Origin of the sequence: Marinifaba aquimaris (assembly GCF_013328345.1) — a bacterium.
Classification (GTDB): domain Bacteria; phylum Pseudomonadota; class Gammaproteobacteria; order Enterobacterales; family Alteromonadaceae; genus Marinifaba; species Marinifaba aquimaris.
This window is the reverse complement of the sequence record NZ_JABULX010000003.1, coordinates 100502-121558: the sequence shown is the minus strand read 5'-3', so window position 1 is coordinate 121558 and position 21057 is coordinate 100502. Positions and strand designations below refer to the sequence as shown.

19 protein-coding genes are annotated in these 21057 nt (G+C 42.0%); 1 reads left to right on the top strand and 18 read right to left on the bottom strand.

The window, feature by feature from the left end; translation table 11 throughout:
- The 7 genes from HR060_RS03145 to ilvG form a co-directional block, all read right to left on the bottom strand.
- Positions 1 to 1911, bottom strand: a complete 1911-nt coding sequence (locus HR060_RS03145) for an EAL domain-containing protein (protein WP_174198818.1) — start codon at positions 1909 to 1911, stop codon at positions 1 to 3.
- Positions 1912 to 1993: 82 nt separating this feature from the next.
- Positions 1994 to 2536: a sigma-70 family RNA polymerase sigma factor gene (locus HR060_RS03140; RefSeq protein ID WP_174198817.1), complete on the bottom strand. Its 543-nt coding sequence runs from the start codon at positions 2534 to 2536 to the stop codon at positions 1994 to 1996.
- A gap of 386 nt (positions 2537 to 2922) precedes the next feature.
- Positions 2923 to 4476, bottom strand: a complete 1554-nt coding sequence (gene ilvA / locus HR060_RS03135) for a threonine ammonia-lyase, biosynthetic (protein ID WP_174198816.1) — start codon at positions 4474 to 4476, stop codon at positions 2923 to 2925.
- A gap of 161 nt (positions 4477 to 4637) precedes the next feature.
- The gene (gene ilvD, locus HR060_RS03130; RefSeq protein ID WP_174198815.1) at positions 4638 to 6482 is read right to left on the bottom strand and encodes a dihydroxy-acid dehydratase; all 1845 of its coding nucleotides are present in this window, start codon (positions 6480 to 6482) and stop codon (positions 4638 to 4640) included.
- A 253-nt stretch (positions 6483 to 6735) separates the two neighbouring features.
- On the bottom strand, positions 6736 to 7662 hold the full coding sequence (locus tag HR060_RS03125; RefSeq protein ID WP_174198814.1) for a branched-chain amino acid transaminase: 927 nt from the start codon (positions 7660 to 7662) through the stop codon (positions 6736 to 6738).
- Positions 7663 to 7679: 17 nt separating this feature from the next.
- Positions 7680 to 7937 carry an acetolactate synthase 2 small subunit gene (ilvM, locus tag HR060_RS03120; protein ID WP_174198813.1) on the bottom strand — a complete coding sequence of 86 codons (258 nt, stop codon included), beginning with the start codon at positions 7935 to 7937 and terminating at the stop codon, positions 7680 to 7682.
- A gap of 3 nt (positions 7938 to 7940) precedes the next feature.
- The gene (gene ilvG, locus HR060_RS03115) at positions 7941 to 9581 is read right to left on the bottom strand and encodes an acetolactate synthase 2 catalytic subunit (protein ID WP_174198812.1); all 1641 of its coding nucleotides are present in this window, start codon (positions 9579 to 9581) and stop codon (positions 7941 to 7943) included.
- A 480-nt stretch (positions 9582 to 10061) separates the two neighbouring features.
- Between ilvG and HR060_RS03110 the strand changes: the two genes are divergently transcribed.
- Complete coding sequence (locus HR060_RS03110; protein ID WP_174198811.1) at positions 10062 to 10397, top strand: Hpt domain-containing protein; 336 nt, start codon at positions 10062 to 10064, stop codon at positions 10395 to 10397.
- A gap of 6 nt (positions 10398 to 10403) precedes the next feature.
- On the opposite strand, the gene HR060_RS03105 is transcribed toward HR060_RS03110, so the two are convergent.
- Genes HR060_RS03105 through gspD form a run of 11 tightly spaced genes read right to left on the bottom strand, consistent with a single transcriptional unit; the run spans position 10404 to position 21055 of the window.
- Positions 10404 to 11168 (bottom strand): type II secretion system protein N, encoded by a 765-nt coding sequence (locus HR060_RS03105; protein ID WP_174198810.1) that lies wholly within the window; start codon positions 11166 to 11168, stop codon positions 10404 to 10406.
- Positions 11169 to 11177: 9 nt separating this feature from the next.
- Positions 11178 to 11651 (bottom strand): type II secretion system protein GspM, encoded by a 474-nt coding sequence (gene gspM, locus HR060_RS03100; RefSeq protein ID WP_174198809.1) that lies wholly within the window; start codon positions 11649 to 11651, stop codon positions 11178 to 11180.
- Complete coding sequence (gene gspL, locus HR060_RS03095; RefSeq protein WP_174198808.1) at positions 11651 to 12898, bottom strand: type II secretion system protein GspL; 1248 nt, start codon at positions 12896 to 12898, stop codon at positions 11651 to 11653. Before gspL ends, gspM begins: the two co-directional genes overlap by 1 nt.
- A gap of 2 nt (positions 12899 to 12900) precedes the next feature.
- Positions 12901 to 14001, bottom strand: a complete 1101-nt coding sequence (gspK, locus tag HR060_RS03090; protein WP_174198807.1) for a type II secretion system minor pseudopilin GspK — start codon at positions 13999 to 14001, stop codon at positions 12901 to 12903.
- A complete protein-coding gene (gene gspJ, locus HR060_RS03085) occupies positions 14001 to 14624 on the bottom strand; it encodes a type II secretion system minor pseudopilin GspJ (protein ID WP_174198806.1) in 624 nt (207 codons plus the stop codon). The genes gspK and gspJ overlap by 1 nt, the downstream gene beginning before the upstream one ends.
- Before the next feature lie 13 nt (positions 14625 to 14637).
- Positions 14638 to 15012, bottom strand: a complete 375-nt coding sequence (gene gspI / locus HR060_RS03080; RefSeq protein ID WP_174198805.1) for a type II secretion system minor pseudopilin GspI — start codon at positions 15010 to 15012, stop codon at positions 14638 to 14640.
- Entirely contained in the window at positions 15002 to 15613 is a 612-nt protein-coding gene (gene gspH / locus HR060_RS03075) for a type II secretion system minor pseudopilin GspH (protein ID WP_174198804.1), read from the bottom strand. The genes gspI and gspH overlap by 11 nt, the downstream gene beginning before the upstream one ends.
- Before the next feature lie 39 nt (positions 15614 to 15652).
- A complete protein-coding gene (gene gspG / locus HR060_RS03070) occupies positions 15653 to 16090 on the bottom strand; it encodes a type II secretion system major pseudopilin GspG (protein WP_174198803.1) in 438 nt (145 codons plus the stop codon).
- 24 nt (positions 16091 to 16114) lie between these two features.
- The gene (gene gspF / locus HR060_RS03065) at positions 16115 to 17332 is read right to left on the bottom strand and encodes a type II secretion system inner membrane protein GspF (protein ID WP_174198802.1); all 1218 of its coding nucleotides are present in this window, start codon (positions 17330 to 17332) and stop codon (positions 16115 to 16117) included.
- Between the two features lie 4 nt (positions 17333 to 17336).
- Entirely contained in the window at positions 17337 to 18935 is a 1599-nt protein-coding gene (gspE, locus tag HR060_RS03060) for a type II secretion system ATPase GspE (protein WP_246283065.1), read from the bottom strand.
- Positions 18935 to 21055 carry a type II secretion system secretin GspD gene (gspD, locus tag HR060_RS03055; protein WP_174198801.1) on the bottom strand — a complete coding sequence of 707 codons (2121 nt, stop codon included), beginning with the start codon at positions 21053 to 21055 and terminating at the stop codon, positions 18935 to 18937. The genes gspE and gspD overlap by 1 nt, the downstream gene beginning before the upstream one ends.
- Between the last annotated feature and the right edge of the window lie 2 nt (positions 21056 to 21057).

Here is a 21057-nt window from a genome sequence, read left to right as displayed (position 1 = left end):
TTACTCACTTCTGGCGAGCAAATTTTCAATTTTTTCATCAAACAACTGGCCTTGACCACCGTCAATTTGTAGCTTGAGTAATGCTTGCCATTCATCATGTTCGCTTACTCCACTGGCAAATAACCGGACCGGAGAGCCAGCGACGGCTCCTTTTAAACTACGAATAAATAATTCGTTTTCTGGTCGACTTTGAATATTGCGAATGATGCTGACATGTAACTTGAGATAAGCAATCGGGTGTTGTCGCAAATATCCAGAATGCACAACATATTGCCCAACTTGTTCAACTAAAATACGAATACCTAATTCACTTAACCGCTTCAAAGGTCGAATTAATTCGTTGGAGTATTGGTTTAAGGCGTATTCATTCAACGCAATTATCATTCTGTCTCTTTGCTCGTCTTGTTCGATGAGGAATCCATCTAACCAATTAAAAAAATCCTTGTTAACCAGTGATTCACATGAAAGAGAAATACAACTACTAGCACGACTAGATGCATCTTGATTGAATAAATCAAAGAGCTTTTTAATCACTATACTTTCAATTCTCGCTTGGAATCCGCATTTTTTCGCCATGGGCAAAAAGACCGAGGCATTTAACAAATTGCCATCATCATCGGGGAGTTTGACAAAAACCTGCTGGTGATGTGCTTGACTGTTGGTGCCCAAAACGGGTTGGAACAACAAGACAAAATTCGCCGTACTAACACTTTTCTCTAATAAGGTTCGCCATTTCAAAGCCCCCATAACTGCCGTTTTTGGTTTTTCATTATCTTCATACATGAACCAACCCGATGGGCCTTGAAGTTGCGCATTGCGAAGCGCCATGTCCGCTTCAGATAAAACTTGATAAGCGGTATAGCCAGATTTAAACGGAGCTAAACCTATATGGTAAAAGTTATCGGGGTCGATATTATCGGGCAATTCCACCAACTTTAACCTTTGCAATAACAGCTCGGCTTCCGCAATTAAATCTTTGTCATCAATATCGACAAATAACACGGCCAGTTCCATGTAAGCGCGTCTCGCTAATAAAGGCTCCGTCGGTAAGTTATGGCTTTGATTAATCAGGTGGCAATATTCGAGTAGTATGTGTCTGGCCGTTTCTGCTCCGTGTAACTTTTCAACGCGATCGAGCTCGTGAAAATGTACCAACATAACCGCTCCACTTTGCCCGTGTTCATTGGCATTCAGAGCTGCTTCTATACGATGGTCAAAAAAGATGCGATTACCTATTCCTAGCTCTGCATCGAGGAAAGTTTGCTTGCGAATAAATTTATCAATACGCGTTTGTTCATTGCGAGACCAAGCCAGTTCATCGAGTAAAGAATCGAGTAAACCTAACAAGGAGCGATTTTTAATGTGCTCAGAGCGTCTTTTTGCAATCGCTAATTTTCTAGCTTTCTTCTCAAGGCTGAAAAATTTAGCCTCAACCATTTTGGCAACAACAGCGAGTACTAAACAACTCAACGAAATAAGCGCTACAGCCAGTGAAAATAAATAATACACAGCACGAGTCGGGAGTAAGGTATAGGTGAGGCGCAGTGAGGTATTGTCGGTTATCTTGACCCGCTCGGTTGTCCTTATCCAATCAAACAGCTTAGCTTCAACTAAAGGCAGTTGTTTTTGATGAGCAAAATGCAAAACGTCAACATGATTAAAACTGTGAAAGCGCTGTTGAATAAATTGGCTTTGCTCTGTGTTTAAAGCTTGATCAGGCCATTGTTTAAGGTAAGGCTTAATTGATGCAACTTGATAATTAATTTCATGCTGCATCATGTGTTGGCTTTGATTAGCACTAAGTAGTATTAAAAGCAGAATACTGATGGTAATTAATCCTGATAGCGCAAACATAATCCGATTGCGCCATAGTCTTACTGCTCTTGCTGTCGATTTTAAGGCAAGGCTCATCCTACCCCCGCTCCTTTTTTGTACAACTATAGCTTATGGTTTTTAGCTTCGCGACAGCTTTACCCGTTAACCAGTGATATTCCTAATTTGAATGTTGGCATCCGCATTGTCGCTTGCAATGCATTTGTGGCCCTTGCTCATTAAATTCAAAGTCACAGCACTGCTGCAATTTATCTTTTAGTTGGCTCCGCGCTCTTTGTATTCGAGACTTGGTAGCAGACAAACTGAGTTGGTATTGCTTAGCAATCACCTGCTGTTTAATTTGTTCCAGATCGCTGGCCACCAATAGTGGTGCAGTATCTGCTGGTAAATCATTAATCAGGATTTGCAGGCAACGGCTGAGCTGAGCAAGATCACTATCATTTTGTTCCACAGGTATTGCTGCATCTAATACCAGAGGCGTAAATTGAATGTTATTACTGCGGTAATAATCAATAATACTGTTGCGACAAACTTGATATAACCAAGCTTGTAGTTTATTTGCATTCTCTAACGTACTGAGCTTTTGTTGCACTTTGATAAAAACATCTTGCAGGATATCTTCAGCTATATGCTGATCTTGCACTTTGCTTAAAATAAAATTGAGTAATTGCTGGTGAAACTGGTGCCATATTTGTTCTGTCATTTTCTCTCCTGGCTCAAGCGAGCTGCATTAGCTCGCTTTAAAATTTTAAGCTTAGGTTTAACAACAGCTCGGGGTTGATGGCTTGGTGTCAGAACGAGCATCGCATTTGCAACTTTGGGTACAAGCTGAGTTTTGCAAAGTGCAGTTGCAATCACATTGACAATGACAGTCACAGCAACAATGACAATTTGATTGAACTTGATTTATTTCGCTATTGTTCTGAGTTTTTTGCGTATTCATATTGACTTCCTAAGGGACTGAGTAAATAGGTACTATCGACCTGCTTACTAATAAAGACGGCGCCAATTGAAAAAAGATGCAGCTTTTTTTAATTTAAAATAAAAAAACCCGCTTTTAGCGGGTTTTATCGTTAGTCTATTTGACGATTAACTTTTAAGAAAAAAGCGATAAGCGGGGTTATCTGTTTCTTCTTCAAATTTATAACCGACTGTTTGCAGGTGCTTTTCAAACTCGGCTTTTTCATCATCTTTAATATCAAAACCAGCTAATACCATAGCATCTGCCGCATCGTGGTTGCGATAATGGAATAGCGTAATATTCCAAAGCCCACCTAACGTATTTAGGAAGCTATCGAGTGCTCCAGGTAAAGCCGGTAGTACAAAGCTATACAAGCGTTCATTAGGTAAGTCATCAACACGACCACCGACCATGTAACGCACATGCTGTTTAGCCACTTCGTTATCAGTTAAATCAAACCAGTTAATACCTTCATCTGTCAGTGATGAAAACACCTCCTGTAACTCATCTTCACCGCGGCGTAAGCGCACACCAGCATAAACACTTGCTTCACCTTTAGGGCAATAGCGATAGTTAAATTCAGTAATGGTTCTATCACCCAATGCAGCACAAAACTCTCTAAATGCTCCTTTTTGTTCAGGGATAGTCGCAGCGATAATCGCTTCTCGGCCTTCACCTAATTCACAGCGCTCTGAAACGTAACGCAAAGTATGGAAATTAATATTCGCTCCACACAAGATACCTGCTAATTGCTGACGCTCTGTTTGTGGATTATCAGCTAACCACTTTTTGATCCCCGCAACTGAGATAGCACCGGCAGGCTCGGCAATTGCACGAGTATCATCAAAAATATCTTTTATTGCGGCACAAATTTCATCAGAGGAAACCGTAATCACTTCATCAACATATTGCTGACATAAACGCAGCGTTTCTGCACCAATGCGCCTTACTGCAACACCGTCAGCAAAAATCCCTACTTTATCTAGTGTGGTTTGCTCGCCTTTTTCAAAAGCCGCTTTTAAGCATGCTGATTCTTCTGCTTCAACAGCAACAATGCGTACATCAGGGTTAAGCTGCTTAATATAGGCACCGATACCTGCCACTAAGCCACCGCCACCAACAGCAATAAAAATGGTATCGATATCGCGCTTGGCGTCAAAAAGCTCTTTACCTATCGTACCCTGACCAGCGATAACATCAGGGTCATCAAAAGGATGAACCATAGTTAATCCATGATGAGCGGATAATCGACTCGCTTCAGCACTAGCGGCATCAAAGTTTTTACCGTGTAAAACTACGTTAACCCAATAACCACCAAAGCGGCGCACTGCATTGACCTTAATGTCAGGTGTTGTTTCAGGCATTACAATTGTTGCCTTAACCTGCATCTTATTAGCCGACATCGCTAGACCTTGCGCATGGTTACCCGCAGATGCTGCAATGACGCCAAGATCTCTTTGTTCCTGGCTCAGTGAGGCCAATTTATTATATGCACCACGTAACTTAAACGACTTAACCGGTTGCTGATCTTCACGCTTAAGCCAAATGTCATGATGCAAACGCTCAGCGAGTTTAGGCATAAAGTCTAAGTCTGTATTGCGTGCCACATCATAAACTGGCGCAAGTAAGATCTTGCGCAAGTACTCATCTGCACTTATCGGTGTTGTCTTTGTATCAGTCATAGTCATTTAACGTCTTGTTTGTTTTGGTCAAACAATAAGGTCGGTAAAAACCGACCTTAAATTTTTTAGTTTGAGCAGGCAGAACCAACCCATATTAATTACAAAGCTAATGAGTTTGAGCAATGCGGACAATGCCGTATCAAGCTCAGTAGCGAAGTAATTTAGTCTTCAAATTTACTCTTATCGCGCACTGCACCTTTATCAGCAGATGTTGCAAACATCGCAAACTGCTTAAGTGCTAAAGTCACTTTACGTTCACGAGAAACAGCTGGTTTCCAGCCTTTTTCGTCTTGCTCGATGCGACGCTGTGCTAACTCTTCATCAGAGATATCTAACACGATTGAACGGTTTGGAATATCAATCTTGATGATATCGCCATCTTTAACTAAACCAATTGCACCGCCACTAGCCGCTTCTGGTGAGATGTGACCGATAGATAAACCAGATGTACCACCAGAGAAACGACCGTCAGTGATTAATGCACACTGCTTACCTAAACCTTTTGATTTAAGGTAAGTTGTTGGGTAAAGCATCTCTTGCATACCTGGACCACCTTTTGGACCCTCGTAGCGAATAACAACGACTTCACCGGCTTTTACTTCATCACCTAAAATGCCTTTAACTGCAGCATCTTGGCTTTCAAATACGTGGGCAGGACCTTCGAATGTTAAACATTCTTTATCAACACCAGCCGTTTTAACGATACAACCGTCAATCGCGATATTACCGTCTAGTACCGCTAAGCCACCGTCTTTAGAATAGGCGTTTTCAACGTTGCGAATACAACCGCCTTCACGGTCATCATCTAATGTTGGGTAACGACAATCTTGTGAGAAAGCTTGTGTGGTACGAATACCCGCAGGACCTGCACGGTAGAAAGTTTTAATATCTTCATCTTCAGTGGTAACGATATCGTACTTAGCAATGACATCTTGCATTGTACCGCCAACTACATGGCTTACTTCATTATTAAGTAAACCGCCACGGTTTAACTCAGCTAAGATACCAATTACGCCACCTGCGCGGTGAACGTCTTCCATATGGTAATCATTACCCGCAGGAGCAACTCGGCTTAGGTGTGGAATACGACGTGACATTTCATCAATATCAGCCATAGTGAAATCGATTTCACCTTCTTGTGCTGCTGCTAATAAATGCAAGATAGTATTGGTTGAACCACCCATAGCGATATCTAACGCCATGGCATTTTCAAATGACTTACGACCAGCAATATTACGTGGTAATACCGCTTCGTTGTCATTCTCGTAATACTCTTTACACAGCTCAACAATACGCTTACCAGCATTGATAAATAACTTTTCACGATCAGCGTGTGTTGCTAATGTTGAACCATTACCCGGTAGTGATAAACCTAACGCTTCTGTTAAACAGTTCATTGAGTTAGCTGTGAACATACCTGAACATGAACCACAGGTAGGACAAGCTGAACGTTCAATTTTTTCACTGTCTTCGTCTGATACATCAGGGTTTGCACCTGCGATCATCGCATCAACTAAGTCTAAGTGAATGATCTTATCTGAAAGCTTAGTTTTACCTGCCTCCATTGGACCACCTGAGACAAAGATTACAGGGATATTTAAACGCATTGCCGCATTTAACATGCCCGGCGTGATCTTGTCACAGTTAGAGATACACACTAACGCATCGGCACAGTGAGCGTTAACCATGTATTCAACTGAATCAGAAATTAAATCACGTGAAGGTAAGCTGTAAAGCATACCGTCGTGGCCCATTGCGATACCGTCATCAACAGCGATAGTATTGAACTCTTTTGCTAAACCGCCCGCTTCTTCGATAGAACGAGCAACTAATTGACCTAAGTCTTTTAAATGTACGTGACCCGGTACAAATTGTGTGAATGAGTTAGCAACTGCGATGATTGGTTTTCCGAAATCACCGTCTTTAACACCCGTTGCACGCCATAGTGCACGGGCACCAGCCATATTACGGCCTTGAGTAGAAGTTGCAGATCTTAACTTTGGCATAATTTTGTCCTGCCTTTATCTGTTTTAACTGGGCTTAGCCCAATTTAATAAAAATGAATTCCGTGGTCTTACCGCTAACTTAGTTAGCAAGAGGGCATGTTTCTTCCCTCCGACAACTCTCATCGCTTTAATTAAGCAAGATAGATGAGATTTAGACAAAGCCGTCTAGCTTTGAGACCCCATGAGCTTATGAATATAAGTGATTGGGGCGAAAAGCGACGACAATGCCGTATAAATTTCAGCTATGACGCTTCTAGTCGTTGATATAGTGCAACCAACCATGCTTATCTTCACTTACACCTTTAACAAGGTCGAAGTAAGCTTTTTGAATTTTCTCAGTGATTGGGCCACGTGCGCCATTGCCCACTTCGATTTGGTCAACACTGCGAACAGGTACTACTTCTGCGGCTGTACCACACATAAATACTTCGTCTGCTAAGTATAAAGCTTCACGTGGTAATGCTTGTTCGCGTACCTCGTAGCCCATATCTTTAGCGATAGACATTAAAGTATCACGGGTGATACCTGGTAAAATTGAGGCCGTTACTGGTGGTGTAGAGATCACACCATCGCGAACGACAAATAAGTTCTCACCTGCACCTTCAGAGATACAGCCATTTGAATCTAAACCGATACCTTCAACATAGCCGTGACGCTTTGCTTCAGTTGTGATCAGAAGCGAAGACAGGTAGTTACCACCGGCTTTTGCACCTGTAGGCATAGTATTTGGCGCTAAGCGATTCCAAGAAGTGATCGCAGCATCAACGCCTTTTTCTAAGCTTTCTTCACCTAAGTAAGCACCCCACTCTAAGGCGATAACTGATACATCTAATGGTACTTTTGGCGGGTTGATACCTAAGCCATGTGCACCTAGGAAACCAAATGGGCGCAAGTAAGCATCTTTGAAACCGTTTTCACGAACGATGTCTTTACACGCTTGATTGATTTCATCTTCAGTGAAACCTAGGTCAAAGCGGTAGATTTTTGCAGAGTCGAATAAACGACGCGTGTGCTCTTTTAAACGGAAGATCGCAGGGCCTTTAGGCGTGTTGTAACAACGCACACCTTCAAAGACTGAAGTACCATAGTGGATAGCATGACAAGACACGTGAACACTCGCCTCATCCCAAGGTTTGATTTCACCATTGTGCCAAATTAATTCTGGGTTTTGTTTACTCATAGCTGGATACTTCCTAATTATGCACGGATCGCAACGGCATCGGCTGCGCTTGTTAATTCTAAATGAGCGATATCATATAACTTATCGAGCTGCTTTTGCAGTGTTTCTATTGGTCTTACACCAGAAACTGTCAATTCAATTTCAACATTTCCAGACTCGGTGCAATCAGCCACATTTAGACTTTGTAAATTAAAACCACGATGACGGACGACGCGAAGGACACGCTCTAACATTGCCGGTTGTTGTTTCGCAATAATGTTAAATGTATGACTCATTTGTTATCCCTCTATCATTTCGTGGTTAGCTTTGCCTGGCGCAACTAATGGCCAAACGTTTTCTTTTTCATCGATGGCTACATGTAATAAAAATGGGCCATCTGTATTAATTAAAGCGTCAATACCCGCTTCAACATCAAATTTGCTGTGAATCGTTTTTGATGGAATATCAAACGCCTTCGCCAGTGTTAAAAAGTCAGGGTTATCTGACAGGTTAGTCTCAGAGTAACGCTCTTCAAAAAACAGCTCTTGCCATTGTTTTACCATGCCAAGTCTTTGGTTATCGATAAGGACAATTTTAATAGGCAAGCGGAAGCGTTTAATCGTGCCCAGTTCTTGCACATTCATCATGAATGAACCGTCACCTGAAACCACCACAGACATAGTATCTGGACGTGCAATTTGAGCGCCAATTGCTGCTGGCAAACCAAAGCCCATCGTCCCTGCACCACCACTGGTTAAGTGATTGCGTGGAGAAGTAAATTGCATATGCTGTGCAACCCACATTTGATGTTGTCCTACATCACAAGATACAACGTGATCATGAGGTAATTTGCTACTTAACTGGTTTAACAAAGCCGGCGCATAGATACCTTCACCAGGCGCGTCATATCGCCATGCATGTTCAGTTTTTAAGGCTGAACACTTGGCTTGCCACTGAGCAATATCTGTTTTAACAGCTAAAGCAGGGAGTAGCTCTCTAAAGTCACCGCGAATAGCAACGTCAGGTTGGCGTAATTTGCCAAATTCAGCTTTATCTATATCTAAGTGAATGACTTTGGCATTTGGTGCGAAAGTATCTAATTTACCCGTGACTCGGTCATCAAAACGCGCACCGGTACAAATTAGAAGGTCACACTCTTGAACAGCCATATTGGTTGCTTTTGAGCCATGCATTCCCATAAAACCAATGTAGTGTGGGTAGCTAGGGTCTATCGTACCTAAACCTTTTAAAGTGGCTGCTGCAGGAATCTGTGTATAGTCCAATAGCGCATTAAGCTGCTCGATACTGTCAGCCATGCCCACGCCTCCACCAACATAAAATATTGGTTTTTTCGCAGCGGCGATCAATGCTTTTGCTTGCTCGACTAAATCAGGTTCAAATACTGGAATTTGCTTTTCTGGTATTGGGTAAGGTTCAAAATCCACTGCACCTACTTGAATATCTTTTGGAATATCAACAAGTACTGGACCTGGTCGGCCTGATTGAGCCAATTCAAACGCTTGATGTAAAGTTGATGCAAGTTCGCTGATATCTTCAACAACAAAGCTATGCTTAGTAACCGCTAGCGACATACCAAGTACGTCCATTTCTTGGAATGCATCGGTTCCCATAAGCGAGCTAAATACTTGTCCTGTGATAGCAACAACTGGAATTGAATCAAGTAACGCATCGCCCAAACCTGTCACTAGGTTGGTAGCACCTGGACCTGATGTCGCCATGCATACGCCAACAGAGTTGGTTGAACGCGCATAACCAACTGCAGAAAATGCAGCACCTTGCTCGTGACGACATAAAAAATGCTCTACTTCAGAGTCGTATAAAGCATCATAGATAGGCATGATTGCACCGCCCGGATAACCGAACACATGCTTAATACCATGTTGTTGTAAGACTTTTAGAACCAGCTGTGCGCCTGTCATTACTTTCCTTCCCGCTTATAGCTATGCAATCCACTCTTTGTTGTTTTTGTTATTCCAGAGCGATATGTATTTTTGTTTTTTTATATTTTTTAGTTTTAGAAAGACCTAATAAAAAGCCCCCCGAACCTTGCGGTGCGGGGGGCTGGTATTCGGTTTCTTTTTCTTTAGTCCGAACAAGTCCCCCGCGATGGGATAATAATGACCACCACGTTAATAATGACTAGGACTAAAGAAAGTAATTTCACAAATGCAACCTTATGCAATTTAAAGTATATAGCTTTCGCTATTTGATTTGTAATAAATAACATACGTTTGCCATTTAAACAAAATTTTACTTATAACCTTTTGTTTTAACAATTAGCCAAAGTACAGGATTAGCTAATAGAAAATTAGTTTACTGTTAGTGTTTAAATAACTCAGGTATCGCACTATATTTATTAAATCATGTGCAATTCAATTAGTTAGAACACGGAAACGAGAATGTCTGGATTAACAGTGTTTGATAAAGAGGAAGCGCTAGAGCGCTTAGCTAACAACGAAGAAATGCTCGTTATGCTACTCAAGCATTTTGAAAAAGATGTACAAGGTTGTTTTGATGGGCTGCAAACCCTGTTAGCGCAACAGGACTTCCAGCAAGCTCATACGCATATCCACACATTAAAAGGCACGGCTGCAAATTTAAGTTTAAAGCTGTTTTCTGAGACTTGTGCGGCAATTGATAATAAGCTCAGAGCAGAGCAATTGCCTAGTGATGGAGAGCTAGCTAATTTAGAGCAAGCCCAACGAGATACTTTGGCGTTAATCGCTGGGCTATAGTCTTAATTAGAAGTTTTTAAACTGAACCGGGAAGAAGCCTTCTTCATTGGCTTGTCCCAAAAAGCTTAGGCTATTGGCTAACAGAGGAGCTGCCATTTCACCGGCTTTAATTTGGCCATTGACTTCGATTTGACCAGGACTAGGAACTTGCATTTCGACATTCATCGATAAGTACTTTTCATCCCCCTTAACCTGCGCAACGATACCACCGTCGGCGCATTTCAAATCTAAATTGATATCACCTACTTCATACAGAGCATTCATCACTGATAATTCAGCAGATTTCCATTTCACTTTGCCATCCAGCTCAGCACAGTATGGCTGATCTGGTCTAAAGTGATCCAGGTCAATTCTGATCACCCCCGTAACGCTATCAATCATACTCAAGCCAAAACGCTGTTTGAACAGAGCTGCAGGAATATTAACTTTAGTCTCATCAGTTGCAAAACCACTGAAACCTAAGTAGGCAAAACCTTCTGCACTGACATGTTTAGAGCGACGTGAATTGCTAATTTTAAAATCAACACCCAATTTGCCCGTCAGTAATGCACTGGGTGAAAAAGACCAACGAACGTTTTTCAGTAATATCCCATTTACAAGCACCGCATTAAATTTACCGTCCCATACAGTGCCAGATACCATTCCTAGCTGAACCGTTCTCGGCACAGAAATTTGACTTACAACCAGGTGAGCAGGAATCGTTGCAATAAGAAAGACAAGATATAAAACGACACCCATGCCGCCGAATTTTATCCAATTCGATTTTTTCATTACTTTTCCCTACTTAGCTAACTGTAATCGACGCACATTCACTGTACCCGGAGCGTCACCAGCATTTACATCAAGCGTAGTAATTCGAATGCCTTGTTTACTGGTTAATAATTCCAGCCAAGTGATCAAAGCATTGAATTCAACAGTGTCAATTTGCACTTGTAATTCGGTTCCTTGTGGTCGAGTACCCGTTATCTTGATACCTGCTGAGCGCGCTGTACCATTGACAATCTGCGACAGTGAACCCGAGTTATTACTCTTGCCCGCTGCGTCTGCCGCTTTTACTTTAGCCGCGTTTTCTGTGACCCAAACTAGCAGCTTTTGCTTTTTGTCTAAATCAGCTTGCGCTTTTGCTGCACCGTCATTCATCGGCCCAATCACCAACTGGAAAAACAAACCAATAATTAGTACTACACTGGCTGCCAAAACTAACTGCTGTTCGCGCTTAGCAAGCGAACCATACCAAGCTTTTAATTGTTCCATTATGATGCTCTCTTGATCGTGATCGTGCCAGCAACTTGGTTACCGGTATTGTTAAGTGAGCCTTGCTCGACTGTTAAACCCTCTTTTTCGGCTTGTGTTTTAAACTTCTCGAAACTAGCAAAGTTGCTTGCAGCCGCTTGGATTCGAATTTCTTGGCGTTTGGCATCAAATCTAAAGCTACTTGGTTTTAAATCTGGCACCGCTTTAAAAGCTGATTTACCCGAGTCAATCATCGCAAATAAGTTAGCTGAATCATCGCCATCACCGACACCTGCTAATTTTGACTTCATTTGCTTTTTAATCATCGATGTGCGGATGCGTTTGCCGTTAGGGTAAACTTCTAAGAAACGCTGACGAATTTCAGCTTCAACTAACTCTGCTTCTTTTTCTAACTGCATGGTTTTCACACCTTGCATTACCAAGTGCATAACTAAAACACCTAGCAATAATGTAGCGGCGTAACGCCATACCGACAAAAATTTAAAGTGATCGGTTTTTTGCTTGTATTGACCGACTCTTAAATTAAACATGTTCTTGTTTGCTAACACATGCTCAGCTAACACCTGCATAGGCAAATCTAAATTTTGCTGTTCAAGGTCAAAACCTTCAGCTTCAAAAGGCGAGTATTGAGCAATTTTAATCGGCTGCTCAATTAAATTGCCTTCTTCATCCTCGTGTTCGCCTTTAGGCAGTAACGATAACCAAGCATCAAGTTGAGAATCGGCTAAATTAAAGCCTGAAAACTCGCCATCGCGTATTAAATATGAATCAACTAACTTCAGCACACTGACTTGCTCTGCGTGATAAGGCAGTGCGAGATAATCTGGGATCAAGTGGTGGCAAACTAAACCAGCATCGTCTAGCCAAGTTAACCACGTTTGCATTTGCTCGTGACTGCACACAGCCACGTTAAGCATGGTTTTATCATCAACGGTAACTTTATCGCCTGGAACAAAAAACAGTTCTTCAACATCTTGAGCAAACTCTTCTTCTAACATAAAAGGAAGTGCTTGAACGAACTGTCTACCTGCTTTGGCAGGCATCTCTACTTGCTTGCAAACGACTGCCTGACCAGAAACAAATGCAGTAATTGGGCGGCCACTAGCGCGTGATTGCAAACTGGCTAATTCAGCGACGTTTGCTAGCTCTCCTGAAGCGATGATTTCTTTTTCGCTACTTGACCAAACAAGCCATGGCACAGTCGCCTGCTCGTTCTCGCCAAGCCGAATAAATAATTGTTCGGACACCTTTAAACTCCAAATTCTCGGGCAATGACTTGAACTTTGCCCGCTTGGTCTACCTTAAAGCTGGTTTTCATATCAAACCAACTCCGGTTAAACTCAGTTTTTGTTATCATTCTAAAATATTGACTTTCAACACTAAATTGCGCTTTTAGCGACGGGGATATATTTGTCAAACTGCGTAACTCGCCGCTTTGCCAAAAGTCTTCTATGTCTTTATAACCAGCCTCAGGACGGCTCGATATAATGTCTCGAGCAGCCTGCAAACTTAACTTTGGTGCCAACATAGCATGCAATACTTCAGCGTTTTCAGCTGTCACTGTATTGACATTAAGCACCATATCTAAATGTGCGGGAATAATACAAATATGCTTGCTGATTTTTTGCATAATATCAGCAGTCATTCCTTCGATAATCCTTAGCTCAGATTCATCCACCATAGGGCTATTAGCCGTGATATGTGGATTGACTCTCGCTTCATAAACATAGTCTTCAGCACCATAAGTTAATGCGACTGAATCAGGATCAAGCCAATCGATTAATCCATCGCGAATCTTTTCCGCTTCATAAGTTTCAACGCCAATAGCTTCAAGTAGTGCAAGAAATTGATCTTTCACTTCCATCTTAAATTGGTCAGCCGTTTCATTCTCATTGCCACCAACTTGTGCCCTATTGCTGTTTGAAACTCGGTTATTATTGGTGTTTTCATCAATTTCTTCGTCAGCTTCTGCTTGTTGATCTTGAGCATTAGTTACTTTTTTCTTGTAAAGCGCATTGATGTTAAAACACGACTGTAAGTCTTGCACTTCACCACTTATTTGCCCTTCCTCAACAGGAAACACCATATTTTTAATCGCCCAAGCCTGATCTAAGCTAATCACACCATCATTGGCTTCGACTGATTCTTTGAGTAATAACTTAACGTATGACTCTGCCCCCATTGCATACCAATAAGCTTGCTCATTGGCAGACAAGTTTTGACTGCGTTGTATTTGCATTTGTAGACGTAGCGCCATATCACTTGCAACCACAGTCACGATAGCCACGATCAACAGAACAGTGATTAACGCCACACCTTTTTGCTTACTTTTATTCCTGTGCAGCATCATTAGCTAGCCTCTGATGGTAAAAGGAATAAACGACGAATCTCACCTACATCTTCAAGCTCAATAGTAACGGCTATCGCTGCAGGTAACTCTTTTGTTGTCCACGTTTCCAACCATTTAAATTGACGCCCTGTACTGGCTTTACCATCGTGAAACTCAAATTTAATGCCTTTTACGCCTTCCAGCAGTGTGCGATATTTAAATTCAGCACCTACAACAGGGTCGGCAAAGTCGTAGTAAATACGCTCTAATCGACCTTCAACAACACGATACCCAAAAGATTGAACTTCTGTACGCGGTAGTAAATTCATTGGGTTAATCCAACCCACTTTTCGCATTGCTAATACCTGAGAGTCACTATCGAGCAAACCATTGCCATGAGCGATATAAAACTCAACTGGTGCTTCACCATTTATCCTGACTTTGCGCTTAGTGGCTTGTCGGATATCACGCTCAAAAGTCAACATCGCACGTTGCAAGCCTTCCATTTGCTCACTGTGTTCAATACTGATTTCATTACTATCAATGACACTGGTTAATACACCTGTCGACGCTAAACCAACAATGGCAAATATTGCCACTGCGAGTAACATCTCAATTAATGTAAAACCTAAGTGCTGTTTCATCGTTCAATAACCGCTATTTCGTATTAGCAATGTAAGTGCCCAATGTGATTACTGGGCTTTTATAACCATCGTCTTCATAGACAATGACATCAACTTTAACCATGTTAGAGTCAGCTGTTTTAGTGACTTCTTGCTGCCAATAAAACTCTTCATTGGCCATCATCATTTTGCCTTTTTTATTGTTTTCTATTGGCCATTTTTTTTCTAAATTGATTTCAACCAATCGATTACTTGCAACCCATTGCGCAAACTGGTTTTGCTTCAAAACCCCTTGATTGCTGATGTGATTGGAAGAGGCAGAAATTAAGGTCACGCCCGTTAAGGCCAAAATGGCAATGGCCACCAAGATTTCTAGTAATGTAAACCCTTTTTCCTTGTTAGCCTTCATCTTCAGCCTCTGCTAAATCTTTAACTTTAAGTGGGATCACATCGACGCCAATGACCTGAAATTCAATCGGATCAGGCGAGTCAAACGTGGCAGCATAGCTAAAAGTCAGCTCAAAAGGTGTGATATCACCACTTGAGAACAGATAAACCTGCGGAATGAGCTTTTGTTTTTTACTACCATCTTCTTCTCTTTCGTCCTCATCGCCTGAGCTAAATAAATCTTCTTCACCGAGTAATGACTGATCGTCTAACCAAGGGATCTCTCCCATCGTTAAACTCATAATAATTTGCTCAGGAATTTGATATGCAGCCAGTACTGGCTCATCAGGAAAGGACATCCATTGGTTACCGTCGTAACCAACAAATTGATAACTCTCTTCATCGACTACCAAACCAATTTGGATATTATTTAGCAAGCCATAGTCGGATGCCATATGAAAAGCAGTTTGAAAACGTTTTGCTTCTTTGTATGTGCGCTCTTTTGGGTCGCTGACATCAAAAGAAAAGGAAATGGAGCTGATGAGGATGGCCATCAAAACCAGCACCAACATTATTTCGAGTAGCGTGAAGCCGCCTTGCTTATGAGAAAAACGCGACTTCACTTTAAATACCTCGTTACGACAATTCGCTAAAACAGCGAATTATTGTAAGTACTCGTCAATGTTCCAGTTACCGATATCATCTTCTGTATCGGCTTCACCATCAGGCCCCATAGAGAAGATATCTACTTTGCCTTGCTCACCTGGGCTAACTAATTGATATTCGTTGTCCCAAGGGTCTTGAGGTAAACGCTTGATGAAACCACCTTCAGGGTAATTTTTTGGAATTGGCTCAATATCAGGAATAGCCACTAATGCATCCAAACCTTGCTCCGTTGAAGGGTACTTGTGGTTTTTAAGCTTGTACATGTCTAATGCATTTTCTAATGTGGTGATATCAACCGCAGCCTTTTTGATCTTAGCTTCATCACTTTGACCAATTAATTGAGGTGCGATCATACCCGCTAAAATACCGATAATAACCAGTACTACCATGATTTCTAGGATGGTAAAACCTAACTGCTTTTTGTTGTATTTCATAAAATTACCCTTTGAAAGATCTCTTTAACCAACCATTTGGTTTAACGCCATGATAGGTTGCAAAATTGAAATAACGATGAAAAATACGATACCTGCCATCGATAAAACCATGGCTGGACCAATAATACCTAATGTTACATCGACTAGAGATTTAAACTCTCTGTCTTGGTTGTCAGCGGCACGGCCTAGCATCTGCTCAAGCTCACCACTTTTTTCACCACTGGCAATCATGTGTAACATCATAGGTGGAAATAGCTTAGTTTCTTGCAGTGCTGCTCTTAGACTCGTGCCTTCACGAACACGATCTCTAGCCTCTTCGATGACCTGTTTCATATACACATTACTCAGGACATCTCCGGCAATACGCATACTTTCAAGTAAAGGCACAGCACTGGCGGTACAAATACTTAAAGTTCGAGCAAAACGAGCCGTGTTTAATCCCCTCGCAACTTTGCCAATGAGCGGCATACCCAGTAGTGCCTTGTGATAGGCCAACTTAGGCTTAGGTTTTTGTACTACGCGCTGAAAAACAACAGCAGCTAGCATGAAGAAAACCAACATAAATAGACCGTACTCACGTAAAAAGTCACTACATGCGATCATAAATTGAGTCGTACCCGGTAAATCGGCATTCATACGCTGGAACTGACCAACGATTTTAGGCACAACGGATGCAAGTAAATAAGAAACCACCACTACCGCAACAATCATCAACATAGTTGGGTAAATGGAAGCTTGTTGGATTTGAGATTTAGTGACTTGACGTTGCTCGGTGTAATCAGCAAGACGCTCTAAAACGGTATCTAAGTGACCAGATTTTTCACCTGCAGCGACCATAGAGCGGAATAACTCATCAAAGATATGTGGAAACTCGGCCATACTATCGGCCAAGGTGTAACCTTCAGTTACCTTAGAGCGTACCGCCATAATAACGGCTTCATGACGTGGTTTGTCACATTGTTGTGCCACCGCAAGTAATGACTCTTCAATCGGTAAGCCAGAAGCAGATAGTGTAGAAAGCTGGCGAGTAATTAAAGCGAGATCATTAGCTGAAATACCTTGTTTAAATACAGACGGTGCGCCACCTTGTTTCTTTTCTTTGCTAACGGTCTCATTCAGCTCTAGAGGCATTAAGCCTTTTTCTCTAAGCTGAGCTCGAGCGCCTTTTGCAGTGTCGGCTTCAACAATGCCTTTTTGCGTTTTTCCCGCCTTATCAAGGGCTTTGTATTCAAATGCCGCCATCTAATTAACCTTCTCGCGTCACTCGAATAACTTCTTCGATTGAAGTGATACCAGCCAATACCTTCGAAGCACCATCTCCGCGAATACTTGGCGTATTTTTACGAATTGCGCGCTCAATGGCTTGTTCACCATCAGCATTGTGAATCATTTCACGTACTTCATCAGTGACAACCAGTAACTCGTGAATACCGCAACGACCGCGATAACCATTGTGATTACAAGACTCACAACCATGAGCTCGATAAATCGTTACTTTTTCGTCAGCAGGTAAGCCAAGCACGTCAAGCTCACGGCTATCAGCTTGGTGCGGCACTTTACAATCTGGACATAAAGTACGTACAAGGCGCTGTGCTAATACACCTAATAGACTTGAAGATAGTAAGAAAGGCTCTACCCCCATATCTTCCATACGGGTAATAGCACCAACTGCCGTATTAGTATGTAGCGTAGATAATACTAAGTGACCCGTTAATGACGCTTGTACGGCAATTTGCGCTGTTTCTAAGTCACGGATTTCACCAATCATTACAACATCGGGATCCTGACGTAAAATCGCGCGAAGACCACGAGCAAAAGTCATATCAACTTTAGTGTTTACTTGCGTTTGGCCTATACCTTCAAGGGCATATTCAATTGGGTCTTCGACCGTTAAGATATTGCGTTCTTCAGAGTTCAGATCACTGAGACCGGCATAAAGGGTGGTCGATTTACCAGAACCTGTCGGACCTGTAACGAGGATAATACCGTGTGGTTTTTTCAGTAAGTCGGCAAAAGTATCACAGTTGCGCTCTGTCATACCCAAGTCAGCAAGGTTTAAACGTGCGTTATTTTTATCTAATAAACGCAGTACTACACGCTCACCGTGGTTTGATGGCATTGTACTTACACGTACATCTACCGCACGACCACCAATCAATAACGAAATACGACCATCTTGCGGAATACGCTTTTCAGCAATATCAAGCTTAGCCATTACTTTGATACGTGAAACCAGCAATGAGGCTAACTTGCGATTTGGTTTAAGAATTTCTTTTAAAACGCCATCTACGCGGAAACGAATTTTTAACTCTTTCTCAAACGTTTCGATATGAATATCTGATGCACCTTCTTTAATCGCCTCAGATAGCATAGCGTTGATCAGTTTGATTACAGGCGCATCATCTTCATTTTCAAGTAAATCTTCTGTCTCAGGCAATTCATCGGCTAAGGTAAATAGATCAGCTTCATTGCCGATGTCTTCCATCAGCTGTCGAGCTTCAGACGAATCGCGTTGATAAAAGTCAGTGAGTTTAAGCTCAAAAGCTTCTGCACTGATTTTATCAAATTCGAAATTAAAGCCTAAGAAACGTTGAGCCTCTAATAGTGCGCCAAGCGTTACATCTTCACGGCAGTGCGCCAACCATTTGTTTTCAGCACCCTCTTCGCGCTCATCTTCTGGTGCTAAAGCAGGGTTGTAAACCAAAATACCGTGGCGCTTAGCAAAACCAAATGGCAGTAAGAAGCCAGTTTGCGTCTCTTCAATAAGCGCTTCATCGGTTGCCGCTAACTGAGCACTTTCTAGTGCATCAGTTTCAGCAGCTTGAAGGGTTTGCTCCGACGTCATTACTCACTACCTTCAGCTTCTTTATTCACTGGGTTACCTTGCTCATCTAAGTACTCGTGGAAGCTAGGTGGTAAATCTAAAGGATTATCCCATGCAGGAAGTACTGGTGTTTTCTTGCTGTAATCTAAGATACCAGCCTCTTCTTGGCGCTCGATTTGTTGTGCACGCATGAAGTTGTATTTAGTGTGACTAATGGTATTTTGTGTCACACCATCACGAATGATAGTCGGACGGATAAAGACTAATAAATTACGCTTGCGCTTTGTATTTGATGTCGACTTAAAGAGTTCACCAAGAATTGGGATGTCACCTAGTAGTGGAACTTTAGAAACACTCTTTTGTACGTCTTCATCGATTAAACCACCCAGTACAATAGTACTGCCATCATCAGCCATTACCGTGGTCTTAATTTCACGCTTGTTAAAAGTAACATCAACCGCGCTTGACGTACCTGCAACCGAAGAAACTTCTTGCTCGATTGTCATTTGTACGGCATTACCTTCGTTAATTTGCGGTGTCACTTTTAACTTGATACCCACTTCCTTACGTTCAACAGTTTGGAAAGGGTTATTGTTGTTAGAACTAGAAGTAGAGCCTGTGATCGTTGGTACTTCTTGACCAACCACAAACGACGCTTCTTCATTGTCCATTGTGGTTAAACTTGGCGTCGCTAGGATATTTGAGTTTGTTGAGGTTGTAACAGCTTGTACAACAGCGCCCCAACCATTCTCAATAATACCTACAGCCATACCATTGATACCACCTAAAACAGAGGCAAGCGCGGTGAAATCACCCGGAGTGTCAGGTTCGGTGTTAGTAACTGGGTCACCCTTACTGTCTAACTGAATAGTCGTTTTACCTTCAATTGGACGAGCTTGAGTCGCAGCACCAGCAATAGCACTGATTGGTGTTACACCACCATTAGTGAACTGAACCATTCCGCCATCTTCATGTGCCCATTGCACACCTAAATTTAGGCCATCAGTGTCAAAGACTTCAACGATAATTGCTTCAACCTGTACTTGAGCTCGACGAATATCCAATTGACGAATGACATCAGATAACGAACGCATCATATCTGGCTGAGCCGTAATTACTAATGCATTTGAATCAGGATGGGCTTCAATACTAATATCGCGATTATTAGTCGTTGAACGACGATTTGAACCTTTTTTAGAACCCGCTTGCTCTTCAGCCGCAAGCGTTTGACTAACACCTTGCAGAACTTTAACTAAGTCTTCTGCTTTGGCGTATTTTAAATAGTGAACCTTAGTATTACCGTTACTTTCAAGCTCGCTGTCTAAACTAACAATCATCTTACTGATGCGTTGTCTTGCCTTTAATTCGCCAGATACAACGATGCTATTTGTACGCTCATCAGCAACCACTTTTGGAATCAAATACTGAGGAGTAGAATCTTTACCGCCGCGCTTTAACATCGCTTCGATAATACGCACTAATTCGCTTGCCGATGCGTGCTTTAACTTAATGATATCTACATCTTGGTCACCCGCTTTATCAACGCGGTTGATGATTTCAACCAAACGATTTACTACGGCAGAGCGGCCAGTGATCATGATAACGTTTGACGGGTCGTAGTGAACTACGTTACCACCACCAGCTTGGTCGTTTAACTGACGAAGTAATGGTGATAGCTCTTTTACCGATACGTTGTAAACTTGTACAACACGCGTAACCATCGCATCACCTGCGCCGCCGATATCGTCATCGACAACTGGGATTGATGATGTTTTTGCATCTTTATCACGCTTAATTTTTAGCACGCCATTTGGCATTTCAATCACAGCGTAACCATAAACTTCTAATACGTTTAAGAAGAACTGGAAATACTGATCTTCACTGAGTAAGTCGTAGCTGCGAACATTAACCTTACCGCGCACGTTAGGGTCGACAATAATGGTTTTTTGCAAGTTGCGACCAACGATATTAATGAACTCATGAATATCAGTATTTTTGAAATTAGGTGAGTAATCTGCAGCGGATACGCTACTTACTGCTGAACATATAGCAACTGTTGCAGCACAAGATAAGATCGCTAATTTTTTAAGAATGCGACGTGCAAACAACGCTCTTGTCAGGTTTAGGCCCTGCTTCTTCATAT